Below are 22086 nucleotides of genomic sequence, written 5' to 3'. Positions count from 1 at the left end.
AGTTTCTACTTTCCAACCAGGAAAGTCAAGAGGTCCCCGTTTGCGCCAGGGCAGCTAGCGGCGCGCGAACTCGTCGTACTCCGCGTGCTCGGCCTCTCGGGAGGCGACGCCGTTGAAGCCGACGCTCGCGAGTTCCTCGCCCACCGACTCATGCGGCTCGTCGGATGCTGCCGCAGCGCCCTTGCCGCCGGTGAACAGCGAGGCGATCCCACCGAGGACGCAGCAGACGATCGCGAAGGTGAACGCCGCCGACAGTCCGTTGGAGAAGGGCTCGGAGATGAGGTGCGGGAAGAACTTCAGGCCGGTGAGCGTGTCCTGGTTTGTCTGCGACAGCGTCGACAGGTGTGGACCCACGAGCTCCTTGATCGGGTTGTAGCCGAGGAACGCCGCGAACAGGATGCCCACCGTCGGCAGGTTCGCGACCTGGTTGGCGTCGGCCGGCGAGACGCCGTGCGCGAGGAGTCCACTGCTCATCGCCGACGGCAGATCGCTGGACAGCCCGGCGATCATGAGGCTGAAGAACAGGCCGATGGACAGCACCATGGCCGCGTTCTGGAACGTGGTCATCATGCCTGCGCCCGATCCACGTGCGTTGGCGGGCAGGCTGTTCATCACCTCGGCACGGTTCGGCGAGGAGAACAGCCCCATGCCGATGCCGTTGATCAGCAGGATGACCGCGAAGGCCCAGTAGCTGAAGTCGACCGGGATGACGATGAGGGCGAAGAACGTGGCGGCGGTGACGAACAGGCCGGTCGTGGTGAACCACTTGGTGCCGACCTTGTCCGACAGGTACCCCGACACCGGTGCGGACAGCAGGAAGCCGATGGTCATCGGCACCATGTAGATACCTGCCCACAGCGGGGTGCGGGTGTAGTCGTAACCGTGCTGCGGCAACCAGATCCCCTGCAACCAGATGATGAGGATGAACTGCAACCCACCGCGGCCGATCGACGCCATGAGGTTGGCGATGTTGCCGTACAGGAACGAGTGGTTGGCGAACAGCGACAGGTTGAACAGCGGATTGGTCACGCGGGTCTCGATCACCGCGAACGCCGCGAGCACCACGAGCCCACCGATGAGGCAGCTCAACACCATCGGGCTCGTCCAGCCCATGTTCGATGCGCCGTAGGGCTGGATGCCGTAGGTGATACCCACCAGGATCGCGACCAGGCCGACCGCGAAGGTGATGTTGCCCCACCAGTCCATCGTCGCCTTCTGACGAATTCCGGTGTCGTGCAGCTTCATGTAGGCCCAGACGGTCCCGACGAGACCGAAGGGGACCGACACCAGGAAGATGAGGTTCCAGTCGATCGGCGCGAGGATGCCTCCGATCAGCAGGCCGAGGAACGATCCCGATATCGCGGCGACGCCGTTGATGCCCAGCGCCAGACCACGCTGATGCTGCGGGAAGGCGTCGGTGAGAATCGCCGACGAGTTCGCCATGAGGAAGGCGCCGCCGACACCCTGGATCACGCGCCAGAAGATCAGCCAGATGGCGGCCTTGCTGCCGTCGAACCATGTGGCGGCGAGGAACACCGACGAGACGGTGAAGACCAGGAATCCGATGTTGTACATGCGTGCCCGGCCGAACATGTCGCCGAGTCGGCCGAAGCTGACCACGAGCACCGCGGTGACGACGAGGAAGCCCATCATCATCCACAGCAGGTAGCTGGTGTTGTCGGGCTCGAGCGGGTTGAGGTTGATGCCCTTGAAGATGTCGGGCAGCGCGATGAGCACGATGGAGGAGTTGATGGTGGCGATCAACATCCCCAACGTGGTGTTGGACAACGCGATCCACTTGTAGTGCGGACCGAGCTCCTCGAGTGAACGGATGCGACGGCGGCCCGAGGGTTCGGGTGCGGCGCCCTTCTCGAGTACGGGGGTGGAACTGCGGGTCATGGCTTCCTCGGGTCTCTCGCGGTGGGCGAACGAAGCGGTGGTGGCGCGGGTGGCCCCCGACGTCAGTCGGGTCGGGATCGCACGGTCTCGATCAACGACTCCGCGAGCAGGGCGATGGAGTGCTCGGCGGCGGAGCGGTCGTCGGGTGTGAGGCGGGACAGCGCCTCCTCCATCAGCCGCGCGCGACGCGAGGTGGTGGAGGTGATCAGGTCGACCGCCGCCTCGGTCGCGGCGATGAGGCTGGCCCGCCCGTCGAGCGGGTCGGCGGTGCGGACCACCATCCCGTCGCGCTCGAGCGCGCTCACGATCCGCGACATCGTCGGCGCGGTGACCCGTTCACGTGCCGCCAGTTCCGACAGACGCATCGGCGGACTCGACACCAGCACCCACAACGCCGACGTGGAGCCGAGGGTCAACGATCCCGACCCGGCCTCGTGACGGAGAGTCCGGGATATCCGGGCGAGCGCGGTGTAGACGTCGACCGCGCTGCCCGTGCTGCCGGCAGCGGTGTGAACGGAGGTCATGAGCCAAGACATTAGTTGCGTAGTACTAAGTAATCGAATCGTAAAACGCACGCGAATCGCAAAACCGATATGTCTGATAGCAGACCGGTGATTCTGCCGACCCGTTATCCGGCTGTTACTGTGCGGGGGTCCATCGCTGTGCACGAAACTTAAGGACCAGACTCGATGTCGCTTCGTAGCCTCCGAACCCGCCTGTTGGCCGGCGTTCTGGCAACCGCCTCCATCGCGGGCTTCGCCACCGCCGTCACCGCAGCGCCCGCTCAGGCGCGACCTGCCTCGAACTCCGTGTACTCCGCGGCGATGCAGCGCAGCATCCCGGTGCAGATCCTCAACCGCAAGCAGGGCGCGCCCACCCTCTACCTGCTCGACGGTCTGCGCGCCCCGAACAACGACAACGGTTGGCTCATCAACACCGACATCGTGCGGTTCTTCGCCAACAAGAACGTCAACGTCGTCCTGCCGTTCGGCGGAGCAGGCAGCTTCTACACCGACTGGGAGCGTCGCGATCCGAACCTCGGATTGAACAAGTGGGAGACCTTCCTCACCCGCGAGCTGCCGGCCTACATGGCCCGCACCTACGGCAGCCCGGCCGGCCGCAACGCCATCGCCGGCCTGTCGATGAGCGGCACCAGCGCGCTCAACCTCGCGACCCGCCACCCGAGCATGTACCGCGGCGTGGCCTCCTACAGTGGCTACCCCGTCGCCAGTGAGCCCGGTTTCGCGCAGGGCATCGGCCTCGCCGTCGGCCAGGTGGGCGGCGACGTGAACAACATGTGGGGCGTGTGGCCCGGCGGCCAGTGGCTCGCCAACGACCCGGCCCTCAATGCGGGCAAGTTGCGCGGCAAGCGCGTCTACATCTCCTCGGGCTCGGGCGGGTCGAACATCAACCCGACCACCGATCCGGTGAAGTTCGCGCAACTCGTACCGCTCGAGGTCGCCGCGTCGCTGGCAAGCGTCCAGTACGTCGACACCCTGCGTCGCAACGGCGTCAACCCGGTCGTGAAGATCACGGCCGAGGGCGTGCACTTCTGGGATTCCTGGCAGGCGCGCCTGCACGAGTCGTGGTTCTCCACGCTCGGCCCGGCGCTCGGCGCCTGACCGTCTGATTCGCCTCCGCCCCGGCACCTCGATTCGCATCGATGTGACCGGGGCGGAGTCGTCTGAAGGGATGTCATCGAAAGACATGTCACAGCGCCCGATCGGTGGCCCGCCGGTTGAACTCGCCCGACGCCTGACCACCGTCGACGCGACCGTGATCGGCCTCGGATCGATGATCGGCGCCGGGATCTTCGCGGTCTTCGCCCCGGCCGCCGACGTCGCCGGATCGGGTCTGCTGATCGGTCTGGCCATCGCGGCGGTGGTGGCGTTCTGCAACGCGACGTCGTCGGCGCAGCTGGCCGCGCAGTACCCGCAGTCGGGTGGCACCTATGTCTACGGCCGCGAGCGACTCGGTGACTGGGCCGGCTTCCTCGCCGGATGGACCTTCGTCATCGGCAAGACCGCCAGTTGCGCGGCGATGGCGCTGACGTTTGCCACCTATGCCGTCCCGGCCGGAGCAGCGCCCTGGGTCGCCGCCGCCGCGGTCATCGCCCTGGCGACGGTGAACTGCTTCGGGGTGACCCGCACGGCCACGGCGACGAAGGTGATCGTGGTGGTGGTGCTCGCAATCCTCGCCGCGGTCGTCGTCGTCGGATTCGCCGGCGGTGAACCCGACACGGCGAATCTCACCGACGGCGTCCTCGGTCACGGGTGGTACGGCATCGCGCAGTCGGCCGGACTGCTGTTCTTCGCGTTCGCCGGCTACGCACGGATCGCGACGCTCGGCGAGGAGGTCCGCGACCCGCGCCGCGCCATCCCCCGCGCCATCGTCACCGCGCTGGGGATCACGCTCGTCGTGTACGTCGCCGTCGGGGTCACCGCCCTGGCCGTGTTGGGGGGCGATGATCTCGCGTCGAGTCGGTCGCCGCTGGTCGATCTGGCGACCGCAGGCGGTGGTGACGGGTGGTCGACACCGGTCCGCATCGGCGCCGCGCTCGCCGCCCTCGGGGCGCTGCTGGCGCTCATCGCCGGGGTTGGCCGCACCGCCCTGGCCATGGCGCGCAACGGCGACCTGCCGCGCGCGCTGTCGACGATCGAGCCCCGACACCAGGTGCCGCTGCGGGCCGAGGTGTCACTCGCCGTGGTCGTCGTCATCCTCGTGCTGACCGTCGATTTGCGCGATGCGATCGGGTTTTCGTCGTTCGGGGTGCTGCTCTACTACCTGATCGCCAACGCCGCGGCGTGGACCCAACGCGACACCGACCGGCGGTACCCGCGGGCCCTGCAGGCGCTCGGCGCCGTCGGATGCGTGGTGTTGGTGGCCACGCTGCCGATCACCTCCATCGCGGTCGGCGTGGGTGTGGTCGCGGTCGGAATCGGCTACCGACTCGTGGTGCAGCGTGTCGAGCGTCGAAAGTCTGCAGACGCCTGAGTCCGCGAGATCAGCTGCGCGACTCCGCTTTCGCGATGATGTTGTGCAGCATGCGTGAGAAGACCACCTTGTGGAACGGCAGTTGCCCGTACCAGTGCGCGAGTCCGGCGAGGCCACGGGCGTAGAAGATCGTCTTCTGTTCCAGACGCGAACCGGTGCCGTCGGGGACCACACGCAATTCGAGCCACGCGGTGCCGGGCATCTTCGTCTCGGCCCGCAGCCGCAGCAGCGAACCGGGCTCGATGGCCTCGACACGCCACCAGTCGAGCGCGTCGCCGACCTCCGGCGTGCCCGAGGGGCGGGTGCGCCGTACACCCGGCCCACCGGCCACCGAGTCGATGAGTGCACGTGCGGTCCATGCGGATTCGAGCGAATACCACCCGTTCTCACCGCCGAGACCCTCGACGACATCCCAGATCGCCTCGGGCGATGCGGAACTCGACAGCGAGCGGGTGTCGGTGAACACGTCCTCGCCCGCCCACGTCGGGTCCGACGGGAGAGGCTCGGCGGCGGGCACCGAGGCGTCGGCGTTCGACCAGTCATTGTCGGTGTCGGCGCGACGGACCCGGTCGAGCGCGGCATCGAGGGCGTCGCGGTAGCTCTGCAGTCCGCCCTCGGGGCGCGGGATGATGGTGTCGATATCAGTGTCCTTCATGACCGCGTCGTGCTCCAGCGACTCGATCAGCGGTCGCGCGAGACCGCCCGGGACCGGCGTGATGAAGCGGACCCAATGACTGGCGATCGTCGGCGTCAGAAATGGCAGCACGACCATGCGGCGACGACGGAGCCCCGCGGCCTCGGCGTAGATCTGCATCATGTCGCCGTACTCGAACACCTCGGTGCCGCCGATGTCCCACGTACGGCTCTCCGGCACCGACGCCGTCGCGGCCTCGACGAGATAGTGCATCGCGTCGCGCACCGAGATCGGTTGGATCTTGTTGTGCACCCAGCGGGGGGTCGTCATCACCGGAAGGCGATCGGTGAGATGCCGGATCAGTTCGAACGAGGCCGACCCTGTGCCGATCACGACACCGGCCTGCAACACGATCGTCTCGATTCCCGAGGCCATCAGGATCTCGCCGACCTCGACCCGTGAGGTGAGGTGTTGCGACAGTTCGTGACCCGTCGGGTGTAGGCCGCTGAGGTAGACGATCCGCGACACGCCTGCGTGCTGCGCGGCCTTCGCGACATTGGTCGCCGACTCCCGCTCCTCGGCCATGAAGTCCTCGGCCAGGCCCATCGAGTGGACCAGGTGGTACACGACATCGACGCCCTCGAAGGCACGGTCAAGGGAATCGCGGTCGGACAGATCGCCCTGGACCACCACATCGTCACCGGCCCACGGGGCGTCGGCGAGCTTCTCCGGCGTACGCGCCAGTGCGCGCACCGTGTGGCCCGCGGCGATGAGCCGTGGCGCCAGGCGTCCGCCTATGTAGCCGGTGGCGCCGGTGACCAGGCAGGTCCGAGGATTCATGATTGCTCCGTTGTCGTGCCCGTCGCGCGGTGGCGCGACGTGATGGACATGGTGTCCAGCCTACGGATGGACGTCGGGCAGGTCAGACGGACGAGGGGTCCGGACCGCACGGAGGGTCCCGATGACGGCGCATCCGTCCACGGCGTCGTCGGTGACCGTGGTGGCGATCAGCCCCGACCGCTCGAAGGCGGCTTCGAGATGCGGGGCCTGCGCGGGCGAGGTCTCGATCGCCAGCGTGCCGTTCTCCGCGAGCCAGCGGGGTGCGTCGGCGACGATGCGGCGCGCGATCTCGAGACCGTCGACGCCGCCGTCGAGTGCGTGTCGGGGTTCGTGGTCACGGGCGTCGCGCGGCATGAACGCGATCGCCGCCCCGGGCACGTACGGGGCGTTGGCCACGATGACATCGACGCGGCCGATGAGATCGGCGGGCAGTGGGTCGAACAGGTCGCCGCAGACGATGTGGGCGTCGGGGGCATTGGCGGCCGCGAGGGCGACGGCCACCGGATCGATGTCGCACGCCGTCGCCGAACGCACTCCGGTCCTGGCCATCACCGCACGTGTCACCGCCGCACTGCCGCAACACAACTCGACGAACACCGACTCGGTCCCCAGATGCGCTGCGGCGATGGTGACCAGCAGTTCCGTGCGGCGCCGGGGGACGAACACGCCAGGCGCCACCCGGATACGCAGCCCGTCGAACTCGACCCATCCGACGATGTGTTCCAGCGGCTCCCCGGCCACCCGCCGTTCGAGGAGCACACCGAGCGCAGCGGGCGACTCGGCGGCGTCGGCCAGGAGGCGCGCCTCGTCTTCGGCGAACACGCATCCGGCCCGGCGCAACGCCTCGATCAGTGCGGGGTGATCGAGGGTGGGTGCGTCAGCCGGGGTGTCGCGCTCAGGTTCCGTCTGTCGTCCCCTCGGAACCGCCGAGGGCGTGATCGGGTTTCGTCGCGTCCGCGTCGTCGTCGGTCGGTTCCTTCGACGCGGCGTACGCCTTCTTCTCCTCGGCGATCTCCGTCGTCTCGCCGATGGGGGTCTCGTTGTCGTGCGGGAAATCGCTCATGGTCGCCGGCCTCCTCGAGTGGCGTCTGCGCTGCTTCACCGTGTCACGGCCAGTCCCACCGTACGTCGCCCCGGGTGGGTCAGGGGGCGGAGAAGCGCTCGACGACCGAACGATGGAAATCGGGGAGTTCGTCGGGACCCGAGAGGGCGCGGGCGACGTCGGTGATCGTGTACCACTCTCCGGCGTCCTGGTAGCGCACACGCGCGACACCCCGGTCGGCATCGTCGCACCGACAGGCGATCTCGACCGAGCCGGTGATGACGCCGACCTCATCGGTCATCACCCCGCCCGGTGCCGCGGTGATGATGCTGCTCAGTTCGGCCCGATCGGTGCCGCTGCTCACGGTCAGCAGCCGTTCAGCAGGGTGGTGAGTGCGGACTTCTCCGACGACTGCAGGCTCAGGCCCCAGGCGTACTTCGAGCCGACCCACATGCGGGCGTAGGTGCAGCGGTACGCCGACACCGTCGGTAGCCAGGTCGAGGGATCCTGATCGCCCTTCGACCGGTTCGAACTCGCCGAGACCGCGATGAGCTGCGAGTGGGTGAGATCGTTCGCGAACTGTTGGCGGCGGGCGGTGGTCCACGACGCCGCACCCGAACGCCAGGCCTCGGCGAGCGGGACCACGTGGTCGATGTCGACGCCCGACGACTCGTCGATGGTGACGCCGTCATACGGCGAATACCAGCTGCCCGCGGTCGGGGAGCAGTCCGAGCCGGTGGTGACCCCGCTGCCGTCGCGCTTGAGCACGGTCTCTCGGGTGTCGCAGGTGCCCGACTGTGCGATCCAATGAGGGAACTGGTCTCGCGAGTAGCCGCTCATCGAGCTCTCGGTCGCGACCTGGAGATCGGCCAGCTCGGATCGCGCGGTCGACGCCGACGGGATGGCCGGCGGTGTGGCGCCGGCGACGGCGGGTGTGGCGACGACACCCGCGGTGGCACATCCGATCGCAGCGGTCACGATCAGTGTTCGAATTCGATTGTGCGCAAACATCTGTTGGTTTCTCGGCTCGCCCCCGAACCCCCGCGGGGCAGACGATAGGGACGCCTCATGGACGCGACGCGAACATCAAACAGATGTGACGCTAACTAAGCATTACGGTCGATCGACGAGACCGCGGGCGACGCTCGCGTACGAGCGCCACCCGCGGTGGTCGGTGATCGTCGGTCAGGAACCGGCGGGAGGGGCAGGCGCGCCGCTCGGCGCCGGCGGGCGCTGCCCACCGTCGGTCGGCGCCTTGCCGTCGGGACCACCCTTGGCGTCGGGACCACCCTTGCCGTCCGGTGCGGCCGGACCGCCCTTGGCATCGGGACCCGCGGGCCCACCCTTCGCGTCGGGTCCACCCTTGGCGTCGGGACCACCCGGGGCGGGAGGCCCGCCCGGGGCGCATTTCGCACCGTCGGGGCCACCCTTGGCGTCCGGTCCGGCCGGGCCACCCTTGGCGTCAGGACCCGCGGGCCCACCCTTGCCGGCGGGGCCGGATCCGTCACCGGGCGCCGCGGGTGCTCCCGACTCACCCGGTGCGGCCGGCGCGCCCGAGGCGTCGGGTCCCTGCTGCTGATCGCCGCCGGAACGCGGCAGAGCGCTCGACGACGACGCGTTGTTCACGTTCTGCTCCACCGGGTTGGCGAGGAAGATCGCCGATACCACGACAGCGCCGATGAGCGCGCCGCCGACTCCGACCGCGGTCAGCGGGAGCCAGGGCTTGGTACCCGCCTGCGAACGCATCCGCGACCAGCGCGAGCCGGTGGTGGCGGCCGGAGCCGCGGCGGCGGGTGCGGGCTGCCCCTCGAGGGGGCTGGTGGACGGGTTGTTCGCGCTGTAGGCGACCGTCGGGGTGTTCGGCTCCGCCGGGGTGGCGGGGCGGTCGATGCGCCCGGTCGGGGTGTCGTCGCCGGGCTTGTCCGGGGTCTTGTCAGCCATCGCTGGTCCTCGTCTCGTGTCTCGTGTCTCGTGGGAGTCGAGCGGTGAGCCCGACATCAACGACGGTGACGGCCGCAGCTGAAGCCATCCTGAAACGAGCGACTCCACAGCGGGTCTTCAGCGTCACTTCAGGCAGCGGTGAGCACAGTGGTGACATGGCAGACCACAATGGGCCGGTGACCCAGGGCGATTTCAGCACCGCGCAGCGCGTCGTGGTCGTCGAGGACTCCGAGGCGATCCGCGAGCCGGTGGTCGAGGCGTTCATCGACGCGGGGTACTCCGCGACCGGCGTCGCCGACGGCAGCGACCTGGAACAACTCATCGCCGCGCGCCGTCCGGATCTGGTGATCCTTGACGTGATGCTGCCCGGCGGCCGCGACGGGTTCGACCTCATCGACATCGTCCGCGAGCGGTCCGACGCGGGCATCATCATGGTGACCGCCCGCGACCACATCGACGATCGACTCCACGGGTTGCGCAGCGGCGCCGACGATTACGTGATCAAACCGTTCCTCCTCGACGAGCTGCTCGCCCGCGCCGACGCCGTGCTCCGCCGGCGTGGTCGGATCGAGGCGGCGGTGTCGGTGGGCGACCTGCTGGTCGATCCGACGGCGGGGACCATCACCCGCGGGGGCGCGGTCCTCGACGTCACGGCGACCGAACTCCGGCTCGCCGAGTTCCTCGTCACCCAGCGCGGACGCACCGTCACCAAACCGCAGATCCTGCAGGCGGTCTGGGGATACGACGCGTACGACGTGAACCTGGTGGAGGTCCACATCAGTGCGTTGCGCCGCAAGATGGAGGCGCACGGCCCGCGCATGATCCACACCGTCCGTGGCCTCGGCTACGTCCTGCGGGTCGCGTCATGACCGCGACGACCCCGACACCCTCGTTGCGTCGCCGGGTCCTCGTCGTCGTCGTCGTGTTGTTCGCGGTGCTGCTCACCCTCGTCGGCGTCGCCATCGACGTGGCGCTGGGTCATCAACTGCGCAGCGATCTCTCGGCCCGACTCACCGACCGGGCCGACCGGTCGGCGTCCCTCGTGGCCGAGGGCTACTCGCCGCAGCAGCTCGCGAACGCGTTGCAGGGTGACGCGATCCGGGTGCGTGTCACCACATCCGACGGCGACGTCTACGGCGGACCCGGTCCGTTCCCGGACGCGGCGGCAGACGGCCCCGGCGAGGCCCCGGCTCCGCCGTCGGGTCGGCCGGGCCGAGGTGGTCGGGACGAGCCCGACCCGAGCGGTGGGCCGCCGGCGCCGGGCGCGGGACCCGATCGCGGTCCGCCGCGACCACCCGCGGACTCGCTGGTGGTGACCCGTCGACTGCCGGGTGGAACCACCGTCACGCTCCTCGGTGACACCACGTCGATCGCCGAGGTCCGGACGCAACTGCGATGGCTGATGCTCGGTGCGGGTGCGGCGACGCTCGTGGTGGCGGCGCTGCTGATGATGCTGGCGGTACGCCGCGCCCTGCGACCGCTCGACGCGATGGTCGCCGTCGCCCGCGGCATCACCTCCGGCGACCGCGGTCGACGCGTGCGGCCGCGGTCCCCCGACACCGAGCTCGGACGTGCGGCAGGGTCTGTCGACGAGATGCTCGACGCCCTCGAGGCGGCCGAGACCGCGCAGCGCGCCGCCGCCGACACCGCTCGTCGCGCCGAAGCCGAGACGAAGCGATTCCTCGCCGATGCGGCGCATGAGCTCCGCACCCCGATCGCCGGGTTGTCGGCCGTGGCCGAGTCGCTGCGCCGCGACGGCACCAACCGCCCCGATCGCATCCCGCGGTGGACCGAGCTGTTGGTCCGGGAGTCGCAGCACGCCTCGCGCCTCGTCGCCGACCTCCTCGACATGGCGCGCATCGACAGCGACCCGCAGCTGAGCATCTCCGACACCGACCTCGTGGAGGTGGTCGACGACGTCATCGAACGGTGGCGCCTCCTGGGCGGGCCGGTGGCCATCCGTCGCACCGGAGCCGCGACGGTCCCCGCCCGTGTCGACGCGGGCCGGATCGGACAGGTGGTGTCGAACCTCGTCGACAACGCGGTGCGTGCCGCGACGGGCACCGACGCCGCGCAGGTGACGGTCGACGTGTCGGCCACCGGTGCGGCAGCTCGGATCGCGGTCACCGACACCGGTCCCGGGGTACCCCCCGAGGCCCGGGAACGCGTCTTCGACCGACTGGTGCAACTCGACTCCGCACGTGACTCGACGGGCGCCGGACTCGGACTCCCGATCGCCCGGGCCCTGGCCCGCGCGCACGGCGGCGACGTGACCTACGCATCGCCGATGGGCGAATCGCCCCAATCGCCCGGATCGGGATCCGACGGCGATCGCGAAGGGGAGAACGGCGCGACCTTCGTCGTGACACTGCCGATCGCACAGGAGCGCCACACATCCGCGACCGAGAGGGATGTACCCGGGCCGGAAAATCCGTAGCATCGGACTGCAGCACACCTGACCGCCCGATCCCCTGCGTGTACCGCACAGGGGTCCGGCGGGACCGATGCCCCAGCAGCGGAGCATCGTGACTGGTCGAGAAGTGGCGCCGGCCCTACCGCCGGTGACCCCGACACGAGAGTTCGGACATGACAACCACCTCCGGCGAGATCACCTCTCGCCCGGCCGCGGCCGCACACCTCACCCGGGTGTGTTTCAAGCTCGGGCCACCGCGACTCGTCGGCGCCGAACTCGAATGGTTCACCCGCGTCGCCGACGGGACCCCGCGTGGAACCGGGTCCCGCGCACGACCTGCTCTCACCGCAGAGGCCGCCCGGCCCGAACTACGTGAACTCGCCGCAGCACTCGGACCGCACGCACCCCGCTCCATCGCACCTGATTCCCCCGAACTCCCCCTGGGCTCCGGAAGTGTCGTCTCCGTCGAGCCCGGCGGCCAGATCGAACTCTCCAGCGTCCCCCACCCCGATCTCGGTGGGCTCCGCCATGCCCTCGAGGCCGACGAGAAGTCCTTGCGCGAGCTGCTCGCCGCCCGCGGCATCGATGTGGTCGCCGGCGCCGCCGACGGAGTCCGCCCTCCGCGGCGGCTGCTGACCACCGAGCGGTACCGCGCGATGGAGGAGAGTTTCGGCCGCAGCGGACGTTTCGGCGCCCTGATGATGTGCAACACCGCCGCAGTACAGGTTGCGCTCGACGCCGGTGTCGACGCCGATCACGCGGTCACGCGCTGGACGCTCCTGCATACGATCGGCCCGGCACTGCTGTCCGCGTTCGCGAACTCGCCGGATCTGCACGGCGTCGACGGATCGCCGTGGGCGTCGCAGCGGATGCGTACCTGGCTCGAGACCGACCGCACCCGCATCCCGCCGCCGGCGCAGACCATCGACGACTACACCGACTGGGTACTCGCGGTGCCACTGCTGTGTGTGCGTACCGCCGCGGGCACCCTGTGGACGCCGCCGGCGGGGGCGACGTTCGCCGACTGGATGGACGGACACCTCGACGCCACCGTCGGTCGCCGTCCCGACGAGGGGGATCTGGCGTACCACGTGAGCACGGTCTTCCCGATGGTCCGGCCGCAGGGGTACCTCGAGGTGCGCTATCTCGACGGACAGCCCACCGGTATGTGGTCGGTGCCCATCGCCGCGGTGACCGCGCTGCTGTCGAACGACGAGGTCGGGGCCGCGGCGGCCGCGATCGCCGCATCCACCGCCGACGCGTGGCTCCGCGCAGCGCAGCTCGGTTTGCGCGACGCCGAGCTCCGTTCGGCAGCAAGCCATCTGCTGTCCCTGGCCGCCGAGGCCACGTCAGCAGGAACCGACCACGACGACCTCGTCGCCGCCGCTGCGCGCTGCGCACGCGGTCACACCCCCGCCCAGGAGGCGCTTCCGGCATGACCGTCCACCATCCCGATTCCCGCTTCGCCGAGACCCTTCCGGCCACCCGCGCCCGTCTCGCCGACGTGTTGGGGCGTGCCCGCAGGCGCACCGCCGTGCTCACCGATGCGGTCACCGACGCCGATCTGCGCGCGCAGCACTCGCCGTTGATGAGTCCGCTGGTGTGGGATCTTGCGCACATCGGCAATCAGGAGGAACTCTGGCTGATCCGCGAGGTCGGTCGCCGCGAGCCGCTGCGTCCCGATCTCGACGATCTCTACGACGCGTTCCGCCACTCGCGTTCGTCGCGCCCGGGGCTGCCGATCCTCGACCCCGACCAGGCACGTGCCTACACCGCCGCGGTCCGTGACCACGCGATGAGTGTTCTCGACACCACCCCGCTCACCGGCGACCCCCTCGTCGACCGGGGCTTCGTGTTCGCGATGATCGCCCAGCACGAGCAGCAGCACGACGAGACGATGCTCGCGACCCACCAGTTGCGTTCCGGCGAGCCGGTTCTCACCGCTCCCACCCCGCCGCGCGCCGGCCGGGTGATCGCCGACCAGGTCGTCGTCCCCGGCGGTCCGTTCGTGATGGGCACCGACACCGATCCATGGGCCCTGGACAACGAGAAGCCCGCACATTCGGTACACGTCCCCACCTTCGCCATCGACCGGTACCCGGTGACCAACGGCCGCTACGCCGAGTTCATCGACGACGGCGGGTACTCGCGACCCGAACTGTGGTCGGAACGGGGATGGACGCATCGGTGCGAGGCAGGACTCGTGGCGCCGCAGTTCTGGGACCGTGATGCCGACGGATCCTGGTGGCGTACCGCTTTCGGCGTGCGCGCACCGATCCGGGAGAACCAACCCGTGGTCCACGTCTGCTACTTCGAGGCCGAGGCGTTCGCACGGTGGGCCGGGATGCGGTTGCCGACCGAGGCCGAGTGGGAGAAGGCCGCGCGATTCGACCCGGCCATCGGTGGATCGACCCCCGGCCCCCGATACCCCTGGGGCGACGCCGATCCCACCCCCGAACACGCCAATCTCGCACAGCGACACCTCGAACCGGCCGACATCGGCGCATACCCCGCGGGCGCCTCGGCGCTGGGTGTCGCGCAGATGGTGGGTGACGTGTGGGAGTGGACCTCCAGCGGCTTCACCGCGTACCCGGAGTTCGCGATGTTCCCCTACCCCGAGTACTCCGAGGTGTTCTTCGGCGGCGACTACAAGATGCTGCGTGGCGGGTCGTTCGGGACCGACCCGGTCGCCGTGCGATCGACCTTCCGCAACTGGGACCACCCCATCCGACGGCAGATCTTCTCCGGCTTCCGACTCGCGCGAGGCATCGACTGACACATGTGTCGACACCTCGGTTACCTGGGGCCCGCCGCGGCCGTGGGTGACGTCCTCCATCACGGGGACCATTCGCTGATCGTCCAGTCGTGGGCACCGAACGACATGCGTTGCGGCGCAGTCGCCAACGCCGACGGCTTCGGTGTCGCCTGGTGGCCCGATTCAGATCCGACAGGGTCGGACCCGACAGGGTTGGACCCGATCGGGGCGACGTCGTATCGGTCGGCGGCGCCGATCTGGACCGACCGCACCGTCGACGACGTCCTGACCCACACGCGATCGACCGCCGTGCTCGCCGCGGTCCGATCGGCGACGGTCGGGATGCCCGTCGTCACGACCGCATCGGCCCCGTTCGTGGACGGTCGCTGGGCGTTCAGCCACAACGGCGTCGTCGCCGGATGGCCGCACAGCCTCGTCGACCTGGCCGCTCGAGTGCCCGTCGAGGACCTGTTGCGGCTACCCGCCGCCACCGATTCGGCGGGGTTGTGGATGATCATCCGTCACCTGCTGCGCGACCACGAGCCCGTCGAGGTGCTGCGCCGCGTGGTGGGCGCCCTCGACGAGACGGGGCCCGGCTCACGCCTGAACCTGCTGCTCGGCGACGGGACCACGCTGTGGGGCACCGCCGTCCACCACTCGCTGTCGACGTCGGTCACCGACGACGACGTGTGGGTGGCGTCGGAGCCGCTCGAGGACGACCGCACCTGGGAGCCGGTGCCCGACCGGTCGGTGATCGTCGCGACCGCGGGGGCTGTGGCGACACAGCCCCTCTAGAACCTCATCGACCCATCCGACCCCGCTCCACCCTGAGCCCCTTGAGGAGGCAACCCGTGTCCCACCCCGTTTCGACCGAGGCACTCGAGATCCACATCAACCCCGACGAGGTCGACGAGGCCCTCGTCGCCGATGTGCGTGCCGGTCTCACGGCATCACCGAAACACCTGCCGCCCAAGTGGTTCTACGACCAGCGGGGCAGTGAGCTTTTCGAGATCATCACCACGCTCGACGAGTACTACCCGACCCGCACCGAGAAGGCGATCCTGGCCGCACACGCCGACGACATCGCCGCCGCGACCGGGATGACCACACTCGTCGAGCTCGGCTCCGGTTCGTCGGAGAAGACGCGTCTGCTCCTCGACGCCGGAATCCGTGCGGGCACGTTGAGCACCTATGTGCCGCAGGATGTCTCGGTCACCGCGCTGCAGGGTGCGGTCGACGAGTTGGCGGTGGAGTACCCCGATCTGCGCGTCGCGGGCATCGTCAGCGATTTCATCGACACCGCCGCATCCATCCCCGATCACCCCAACCGGACGGTGGCGTTCCTCGGTGGGACGTTGGGCAACCTCGTTCCCGCCGATCGTGCGGCCTTCCTCACCGGTGTCGCCGCCGCGTTGCGTCCCGGTGAGCACCTCATCATCGGTGTGGGCCTCGTGGTCGACGAATCGATCGTGGTGCCCGCCTACGACGATGCGCGCGGCGTGACCGCGGACTTCAACCGCAACGTGCTCGCGGTCATCAACCGGCGCCTGGGCGGCGACTTCGATCTCGAGGCCTTCGACCACGTCGCGCTGTTCGACACCGAGAACGAATGGATCGAGATGCGGCTGCGGGCGCGACATGCCATGACCGTCCGAGTGGCCGACCTCGATCTGGAGGTCGAGTTCGCCGAGGGCGAGCAGATGCGCACCGAGATCTCCGCGAAGTTCCGTCGGTCGGGGATCACCGAGGAGCTGACCGCCGCCGGCTTCGGGGTCGAGCAGATCTGGACCGACTCCGACGACCGCTTCGCGGTGGTGCTCGCCGAGAGGCACTGAATTCTTCGGCCCGGAGCCCTTTACTATGGTCAAAACCATAGTAGGGTTCGGGCCATGACGACCGACCCGACCCTGCCGACACTCACGCTCGAGCGCGACGGGCACCTGATGTTGATCGGGCTCGATCGCCCCGAGAAGCGCAACTCCTTCAACCGTGATCTGCTCGCCGATCTCGCCCGGGCCTACGCGATCGTCGAGGACGACCCCGACGTGTGGTGCGGCGTGCTCTTCGCCCACGGCGCCGACTTCACGACGGGGCTCGACCTCGCCGACGTCGGTGCGGCGGTGCTCGCCGGTGAGGTGCTGGTGCCCGAGGGTTCGCGCGACCCGTGGCGGCTCGACGGGCCGTGGACCACGCCGATCGTCGCCGCGGCGCAGGGCTGGGTGATGACCCTCGGGATCGAGCTGCTGCTCGCGGCCGACATCCGTGTCGCCGACACGACCGCCCGTTTCACCCAGCTCGAGGTGCAGCGCGGCATCTACCCGTTCGGCGGCGCCACACTGCGTTTCACCCGCGAGGCGGGGTGGGGCAACGCGATGCGGTGGATGCTCACCGGCGAGGAGTTCGACGCCACCGAAGCCCACCGGATCGGGCTCATCCAGGAGATCGCGCCGGAGGGCGGCGCGCGCGAGGCCGCTGTACGCATCGCGCGGTCGATCGTCGACAAGGCCGCTCCGCTGGGCGTCCGCGCCACCCTGGCCTCGGCGCAGTCGGCACTGCCCGACACCGCTGCGACCGTCGAGGCCCTGCAACCCACCGTCGCGGGCCTGTTCACCACCGCCGACGGCGCCGAGGGGATCACGTCTTTCGTCGAGCGCCGTGCGGCGCGGTTCACCGGGGCCTGATCAGGCGTCGGTGTCCCCGGCCTGGCCACGGTCGTCGCCGGCGACCTCGCGTCCGATCATGTGCAGCAGTTCGTCGATGCGCGTCCGGATCGGATCGGTGGTGATGTCGGTCGCCAGCACGCTGGCGAACATGGCGGTACCCGCGGCGATGATGATCATCGCCAGGGCATCGGTCTCGGCCTGATCGCGCCGCGCCGGTGCGCCCTGCACGGCGTAGCGCTCGGCGGCCGGGCCGGCCAGACCGCTCCACAGCTGGTTGCGCAGCCCCGGGTCCTGCTCGAACGTGCTGAGCAGACCGGGCAGGGCCGAGCGCAGATCGGGGTGGCCGAAGATCTGACGGCTCTGTCGGATGAGGTCGTCGATCCACCCGCCGGGCTCGTCGGTACCGATGTCCTCCAACACGATCCGGTCGTTGAGGACGGCGTGCAGCACCAACTCGGCCTTGGTCTCCCAGCGGCGGTTGATGGTCGCCCGGGCCACGCCCGACTTCGCCGCGACCGCTCGCACGCTGAGGTCGTTCCAGCCGACCTCCACCAGTAGCTCGCGCACCACGGGCAGCACCCGGGCGTCGATCGTCATGTCCCGTGGCCGACCCCCGCGGGGTGTCGGTGCGGCGGGGGCACCGACCCTGCCGACGCCTCGACCGTCCGGTTCTCCGGTCGATCCGAGAGCGGTCGACGAATTCGACGTGACCACGCACACCCCTTCCTGATCCAGTGGTATCGTATCCATCGGTATCGGTACCACTGGCATCGATATTACGCATCCCCGTCTCGCCGACGGGCCCGACCTCACCGCTGCGCGATCTCCACGAGATCGGCGGCGGGCCGTACCACCAGGAGACGAATGACCTCCCTTGATCGTATTGCCGGCGCCGCGACCGATCCCGCCGCCTGCCCGTTCATGCACGACGGGTTCGATTTCACCGACCCCGACCTGCTGGAGAAGGGGCTGCCGATCCACGAGTTCGCGCAGCTGCGCAAGACCGCGCCGGTGTGGTGGAACGCCCAGAAGCCCGGCAAGGGCGGTGGCTTCACCGACGGCGGCTACTGGGTCGTGAGCAAGCACGAGCACGTGCGCGAGATCTCCAAGAACGACGCCCTGTGGTCGACCAACGACAACGGCGTGATCATGCGGTTCGAGGACGACATGCCCCCGGAGGCCCTCGAGATCACCAAGGCGCTGCTCATCAACAACGATCCCCCGAGCCACACCCGGCTGCGCAAGCTGGTCTCACGCGCCTTCACCCCACGTGCCGTGCAGGGACTCGAGGAGAAACTCGCCGACGCGGCACAGACCATCGTGAAGGAGGCGGCCGCGGCCGGCAGCGGCGACTTCGTCCACCAGGTCGCCGTCGAACTGCCCCTGCAGGCGATCGCCGATCTGCTGGGAGTGCCGCAGGAGGATCGCCACAAGCTCTTCGAGTGGTCGAACTCGATGATGAACGCCGACGATCCCGAGTTCACGATCGACCCGACCACCGCCTCGGCCGAGGTTCTCGGCTACGCCTATCAGATGGCCGAGTCGCGCAAGGCATGCCCGGTCGACGACATCGTGTCCACGTTGGTCAACGCCGACTTCGACGGTCAGGCGCTCGACGAGATCGAGTTCGGCTACTTCTTCATCCTGCTGTCGGTGGCGGGCAACGAGACCACGCGAAACGCCATCTCGCACGGGATGAACGCGTTCCTCGACCACCCCGAGCAGTGGGAGCTGTTCAAGCGTGAGCGGCCCACGACGACGGCCGACGAGATCGTCCGCTGGGCCACCCCGGTCAATTCGTTCCAGCGCACGGCGCGTGAGGATCTGGTCCTCGACGGTGTCGAGATCAAGAAGGGGCAGCGGGTCGGGATGTTCTACGGCTCGGCCAACTACGACGAGGACGTGTTCGCCGATCCGTTCACCTTCGACATCACGCGAGATCCCAACCCGCACGTCGGTTTCGGCGGTCACGGCACGCACTACTGCATCGGCGCCAACCTCGCCCGTATGGAGATCAACCTGATCTTCAACGCCATCGCCGACCACATGCCCGACATCACCAAGCTGGCCGAGCCCGAGCGGCTGCGGTCGGGGTGGCTCAACGGCGTGAAGCGGCTCTCGGTCGACTACGGGACGTCATGACGATCCTCGGACTGATCCTGATCGTCGTCGGTGTGATCATCCCGATCCAGTGGATGTGGATCGCCGGCATCGTGCTGGCCGTCGTCGGTGTCGCACTGGCCTTCTCGGGTAGCCACGGACGTGTGGTCGCAGGTCGGGCGCACTACTTCTGAAGCGCTGCTGAGATCGTCCCCGTGAGGGGTCGCCGAGGGCATATCGCCGTCGGACCGACCTGATGGGGACGATCTTCGCCGCGCACAACGCACAACGCCCCGCCGGGTGGACCCGGCGGGGCGTCGTGGTGAAGCGGGTGGGTCAGCGAACGAGCGCCAGCGGCGTCACGTTCGGGTAACCGCCGTCGATCGGCGTGGTGATGAACAGGTTGAGGTTGTAGCCGCGGGAGACGATCACGTTCTTGATCTGCCGCCACTGCGCGCTCGACACCTGCTTGTCACGCTTGAGCACGAACCCCGAGAGTCGCTCGGGGCTGCCGACGAGCGCCCAGGAGTAGTCCGGCGCGATGTAGGTGACGATGTAGTTCGTCGGACCCGACTTCGAGCTCTGGAACGGCACACCCGGGAAGCTGACGTGCAGCTGGGCCTTCGTCTTCTGGTCGTTCACGCGGGCGTTGCCGGTGATGCCGCTGCGCTGGCCGGTGAACTTCGTGCACGAGTTCTCGACCTTGATGTTGTTCGGGTCGATCAGCGTGTAGCGCGCCTGGGTGTTGCGCAGGCAGTCGATGTTGAACGGCTGCGGGATCGCCGCGACCTGGTTCCACACGCCGAGGTACCGATCGACGTCGAGCTTCGCGATCGGACCGAGCGGTGCGGCACTGGCACCCGCCGTGCCCACGACGAGACCGAGAGCGGCCATCACCGCGACGATCATCGACACCACCACCGGCCGGCGACGACCCCTCTTTACCTGCACCGTGCTCACGCGTCCTCCTCCATCACATCTTCCCCTAGCGGGCGACCCATACGGTCTTGACGTTACAGAACTCGTGGATGCCGAACTTCGCCAGCTCACGACCGTGACCACTGTTCTTGATACCGCCGAACGAGATCTCCGGATACGACGTGGTCATGCCGTTGACGAACACCTGCCCCGCCTCCAGCTCGTCGATGCAACGCTCGATCTCGGCGTCGTCTGTGGTCCACACGTTCGACCCCAGGCCGAAGTCGGTGTCGTTGGCGATGCGCAACGCGTCGTCGATGTCGGTGGCGCGGTACAGCGACGCCACCGGTCCGAAGACCTCCTCGCCGTATATGTCCATCTCCGTGGTGATCTCGGAGATGACGGTGGGCGGGTAGAACCACCCGGGACCGTCGGGCACGGTACCGCCGGTGAGCACGGTCGCGCCCTTGGCGACGGCGTCGTCGACGAGATCGGTGACGTCGGTACGCCCCTGCTCGGTGGCGAGCGGACCGATGTCGGTGTCGTCGGCGGTCGGGTCGCCGACCTTCTGCGCGGCCATCTCGGCGACGAAGAGTTCGGCGAACTCGTCGTAGACGTCGGTGTGGACGATGAACCGCTTCGCCGCGATGCACGACTGCCCGTTGTTCTGGCAGCGCGCGGTCGTCGCGGTCTTGGCGGCGGCGGCGAGATCGGCCGAGGGCAACACCACGAACGGATCGGATCCGCCGAGTTCGAGCACGACCTTCTTCAGCTGTCCGCCGGCGGTTTCCCCGACTGCGCGTCCCGCACCTTCGCTGCCGGTCAGCGTCGCCGCCGCGACCCGAGGATCTTTGAGGATGTCCTCGATCTGACCCGACGAGATCAGCAGCGTCTGGAACACGCCCTCGGGCAGCCCCGCCCGACGGAACAGGTCCTCGAGGTACAGCGCGGTCTGCGGCACGTTCGACGCGTGCTTGAGCAGTCCGACGTTGCCCGCCATGAGGCCGGGACCCGCGAAGCGGATCACCTGCCACAGAGGGAAGTTCCACGGCATGACCGCGAGGATCACACCCAGCGGCTGGAACCGGTGCAGCGCCCTCGACGCGTTGACCGCGTCGGCGTCGGCGATGTCGTCGGCCAGCATCGCCGGTGCGGCGTCGGCGTAGTACCGCAGACCCTTGGCGCACTTGGCGATCTCGGCCTTGGCCGCGGTGATGGTCTTACCCATCTCCGCGGTCATGGTGGCCGCCAACGAGTCGGCGTCGGCGTCGAGGATGTCGGCGGCGCGTCGCAGTCCCGCGGCGCGCTCGTCGAAACCGGTGCGCCGGTACTCCCGGGCGACGCGCGCGGCGGTGGCGATCTTCTCCTCGACCTCGGAATCCGACAGCGCGTCGAACTCGCGGATCGTCTCGCCCGTCGCCGGGTTGATCGATGCGATCGCCATCAGTTGGTCGGACCCGTCGACTCGTCGATGCCCTTCGAATCGTCCGTGCCCTCGGAGTCGTCTACGAAGGCCCAGCCGTCGTCGTGCTGCACCTCGAGGCGCCAGCCGAGCTCGCCGTTGTCCTCCTGGCTCTCCTTGAACCACGAGTACGCGTCGTCGGCGCTGTCGATGTCCTTGGTCGCGACGACGTCGCCGGTGGGGTTGATGACTCGGTAACTGGCCATGGGTGCCTCCTGTGGATCGGACGCCGAACCGTGCTCTCGAGTCGGTGCTGGTGGAACCCGATCCACCCTACGGATCGCCGATGACGTGGCGGTGTCCACCGTCGACGACCGATCGTCGGAGATCGTCCAGTCGATCGTTGTGAGCCTTGACACATGTGCGGACGCGGCGGAGGGTTGTCGCTCAACTGCTGTTGAGAGGCGCTGTCATCGGCGCCGGTG

At 68.8% G+C, this 22086-nt stretch carries 23 protein-coding genes; 11 read left to right on the top strand and 12 right to left on the bottom strand.

The annotated features are described in order from the left end of the window. Positions 1-54: 54 nt before the first annotated feature. Together ACLBW1_RS01670 and ACLBW1_RS01665 are read right to left on the bottom strand one after the other, a co-directional pair. Positions 55-1899, bottom strand: a complete 1845-nt coding sequence (locus tag ACLBW1_RS01670) for an MFS transporter (RefSeq protein WP_447809709.1) — start codon at positions 1897-1899, stop codon at positions 55-57. 62 nt (positions 1900-1961) lie between these two features. Further along, complete coding sequence (locus tag ACLBW1_RS01665; protein ID WP_447809707.1) at positions 1962-2423, bottom strand: MarR family winged helix-turn-helix transcriptional regulator; 462 nt, start codon at positions 2421-2423, stop codon at positions 1962-1964. 165 nt (positions 2424-2588) lie between these two features. Here ACLBW1_RS01665 and ACLBW1_RS01660 point away from each other — a divergent pair, with 165 nt between their 5' ends. After that, complete coding sequence (locus ACLBW1_RS01660) at positions 2589-3521, top strand: alpha/beta hydrolase (RefSeq protein WP_447809706.1); 933 nt, start codon at positions 2589-2591, stop codon at positions 3519-3521. Positions 3522-3606: 85 nt separating this feature from the next. Continuing rightward, positions 3607-4893, top strand: a complete 1287-nt coding sequence (locus ACLBW1_RS01655) for an APC family permease (protein WP_447809705.1) — start codon at positions 3607-3609, stop codon at positions 4891-4893. A gap of 10 nt (positions 4894-4903) precedes the next feature. Here ACLBW1_RS01655 and ACLBW1_RS01650 read toward each other — a convergent pair whose 3' ends face one another. The 6 genes from ACLBW1_RS01650 to ACLBW1_RS01625 all read right to left on the bottom strand — a co-directional run bounded on the left by ACLBW1_RS01650 (position 4904) and on the right by ACLBW1_RS01625 (position 9350). Next, on the bottom strand, positions 4904-6367 hold the full coding sequence (locus tag ACLBW1_RS01650) for an SDR family oxidoreductase (protein WP_447809703.1): 1464 nt from the start codon (positions 6365-6367) through the stop codon (positions 4904-4906). A 60-nt stretch (positions 6368-6427) separates the two neighbouring features. After that, entirely contained in the window at positions 6428-7219 is a 792-nt protein-coding gene (locus ACLBW1_RS01645; protein ID WP_447811099.1) for a putative protein N(5)-glutamine methyltransferase, read from the bottom strand. Positions 7220-7262: 43 nt separating this feature from the next. After that, on the bottom strand, positions 7263-7430 hold the full coding sequence (locus ACLBW1_RS01640; RefSeq protein WP_447809702.1) for a hypothetical protein: 168 nt from the start codon (positions 7428-7430) through the stop codon (positions 7263-7265). Positions 7431-7509: 79 nt separating this feature from the next. After that, on the bottom strand, positions 7510-7773 hold the full coding sequence (locus ACLBW1_RS01635; protein WP_447809701.1) for a hypothetical protein: 264 nt from the start codon (positions 7771-7773) through the stop codon (positions 7510-7512). Between the two features lie 2 nt (positions 7774-7775). After that, on the bottom strand, positions 7776-8387 hold the full coding sequence (locus tag ACLBW1_RS01630; RefSeq protein WP_447809699.1) for an HNH endonuclease family protein: 612 nt from the start codon (positions 8385-8387) through the stop codon (positions 7776-7778). Positions 8388-8594: 207 nt separating this feature from the next. Beyond that, the gene (locus tag ACLBW1_RS01625) at positions 8595-9350 is read right to left on the bottom strand and encodes a hypothetical protein (protein ID WP_447809697.1); all 756 of its coding nucleotides are present in this window, start codon (positions 9348-9350) and stop codon (positions 8595-8597) included. 155 nt (positions 9351-9505) lie between these two features. On the opposite strand from ACLBW1_RS01625, the gene ACLBW1_RS01620 reads away from it, so the two are divergent. The 7 genes from ACLBW1_RS01620 (at position 9506) to ACLBW1_RS01590 (ending at position 17199) form a co-directional block, all read left to right on the top strand. Further along, on the top strand, positions 9506-10219 hold the full coding sequence (locus ACLBW1_RS01620) for a response regulator transcription factor (protein WP_447809696.1): 714 nt from the start codon (positions 9506-9508) through the stop codon (positions 10217-10219). Next, positions 10216-11787 carry a HAMP domain-containing sensor histidine kinase gene (locus ACLBW1_RS01615; protein ID WP_447809695.1) on the top strand — a complete coding sequence of 524 codons (1572 nt, stop codon included), beginning with the start codon at positions 10216-10218 and terminating at the stop codon, positions 11785-11787. The genes ACLBW1_RS01620 and ACLBW1_RS01615 overlap by 4 nt, the downstream gene beginning before the upstream one ends. 149 nt (positions 11788-11936) lie before the next feature. Continuing rightward, a complete protein-coding gene (egtA, locus tag ACLBW1_RS01610) occupies positions 11937-13202 on the top strand; it encodes an ergothioneine biosynthesis glutamate--cysteine ligase EgtA (RefSeq protein WP_447809693.1) in 1266 nt (421 codons plus the stop codon). Next, positions 13199-14539, top strand: coding sequence for an ergothioneine biosynthesis protein EgtB (egtB, locus tag ACLBW1_RS01605; protein WP_447809692.1), 1341 nt, complete (start codon positions 13199-13201; stop codon positions 14537-14539). The genes egtA and egtB overlap by 4 nt, the downstream gene beginning before the upstream one ends. A gap of 3 nt (positions 14540-14542) precedes the next feature. Then, positions 14543-15313 (top strand): ergothioneine biosynthesis protein EgtC, encoded by a 771-nt coding sequence (gene egtC, locus ACLBW1_RS01600; RefSeq protein WP_447809691.1) that lies wholly within the window; start codon positions 14543-14545, stop codon positions 15311-15313. Between the two features lie 56 nt (positions 15314-15369). After that, positions 15370-16353, top strand: coding sequence for an L-histidine N(alpha)-methyltransferase (gene egtD, locus ACLBW1_RS01595; RefSeq protein ID WP_447809690.1), 984 nt, complete (start codon positions 15370-15372; stop codon positions 16351-16353). Positions 16354-16407: 54 nt separating this feature from the next. Further along, on the top strand, positions 16408-17199 hold the full coding sequence (locus tag ACLBW1_RS01590) for a crotonase/enoyl-CoA hydratase family protein (RefSeq protein ID WP_447809689.1): 792 nt from the start codon (positions 16408-16410) through the stop codon (positions 17197-17199). On the opposite strand, the gene ACLBW1_RS01585 is transcribed toward ACLBW1_RS01590, so the two are convergent. Beyond that, a complete protein-coding gene (locus ACLBW1_RS01585) occupies positions 17200-17778 on the bottom strand; it encodes a TetR/AcrR family transcriptional regulator (RefSeq protein WP_447809687.1) in 579 nt (192 codons plus the stop codon). It lies immediately after the preceding gene. A gap of 267 nt (positions 17779-18045) precedes the next feature. On the opposite strand from ACLBW1_RS01585, the gene ACLBW1_RS01580 reads away from it, so the two are divergent. Next, on the top strand, positions 18046-19323 hold the full coding sequence (locus ACLBW1_RS01580) for a cytochrome P450 (protein ID WP_447809686.1): 1278 nt from the start codon (positions 18046-18048) through the stop codon (positions 19321-19323). Beyond that, positions 19320-19475: a hypothetical protein gene (locus tag ACLBW1_RS01575; RefSeq protein WP_447809685.1), complete on the top strand. Its 156-nt coding sequence runs from the start codon at positions 19320-19322 to the stop codon at positions 19473-19475. The genes ACLBW1_RS01580 and ACLBW1_RS01575 overlap by 4 nt, the downstream gene beginning before the upstream one ends. 142 nt (positions 19476-19617) lie before the next feature. Here the strand turns inward: ACLBW1_RS01575 and ACLBW1_RS01570 are convergent, their stop codons facing one another. Genes ACLBW1_RS01570 through ACLBW1_RS01560 form a run of 3 tightly spaced genes read right to left on the bottom strand, consistent with a single transcriptional unit; the run spans position 19618 to position 21867 of the window. Continuing rightward, on the bottom strand, positions 19618-20241 hold the full coding sequence (locus tag ACLBW1_RS01570; RefSeq protein ID WP_447809684.1) for a lipocalin family protein: 624 nt from the start codon (positions 20239-20241) through the stop codon (positions 19618-19620). 25 nt (positions 20242-20266) lie between these two features. Further along, positions 20267-21643, bottom strand: a complete 1377-nt coding sequence (locus ACLBW1_RS01565) for an NADP-dependent succinic semialdehyde dehydrogenase (protein WP_447809683.1) — start codon at positions 21641-21643, stop codon at positions 20267-20269. After that, entirely contained in the window at positions 21643-21867 is a 225-nt protein-coding gene (locus ACLBW1_RS01560; protein WP_447809682.1) for a hypothetical protein, read from the bottom strand. Before ACLBW1_RS01560 ends, ACLBW1_RS01565 begins: the two co-directional genes overlap by 1 nt. Positions 21868-22086: the final 219 nt, after the last annotated feature.

This window comes from Williamsia sp. M5A3_1d (genome assembly GCF_053345315.1).
The sequence above is the reverse complement of the archived record's forward strand: the minus strand, read 5'-3'. Positions and strand labels throughout refer to the sequence as shown.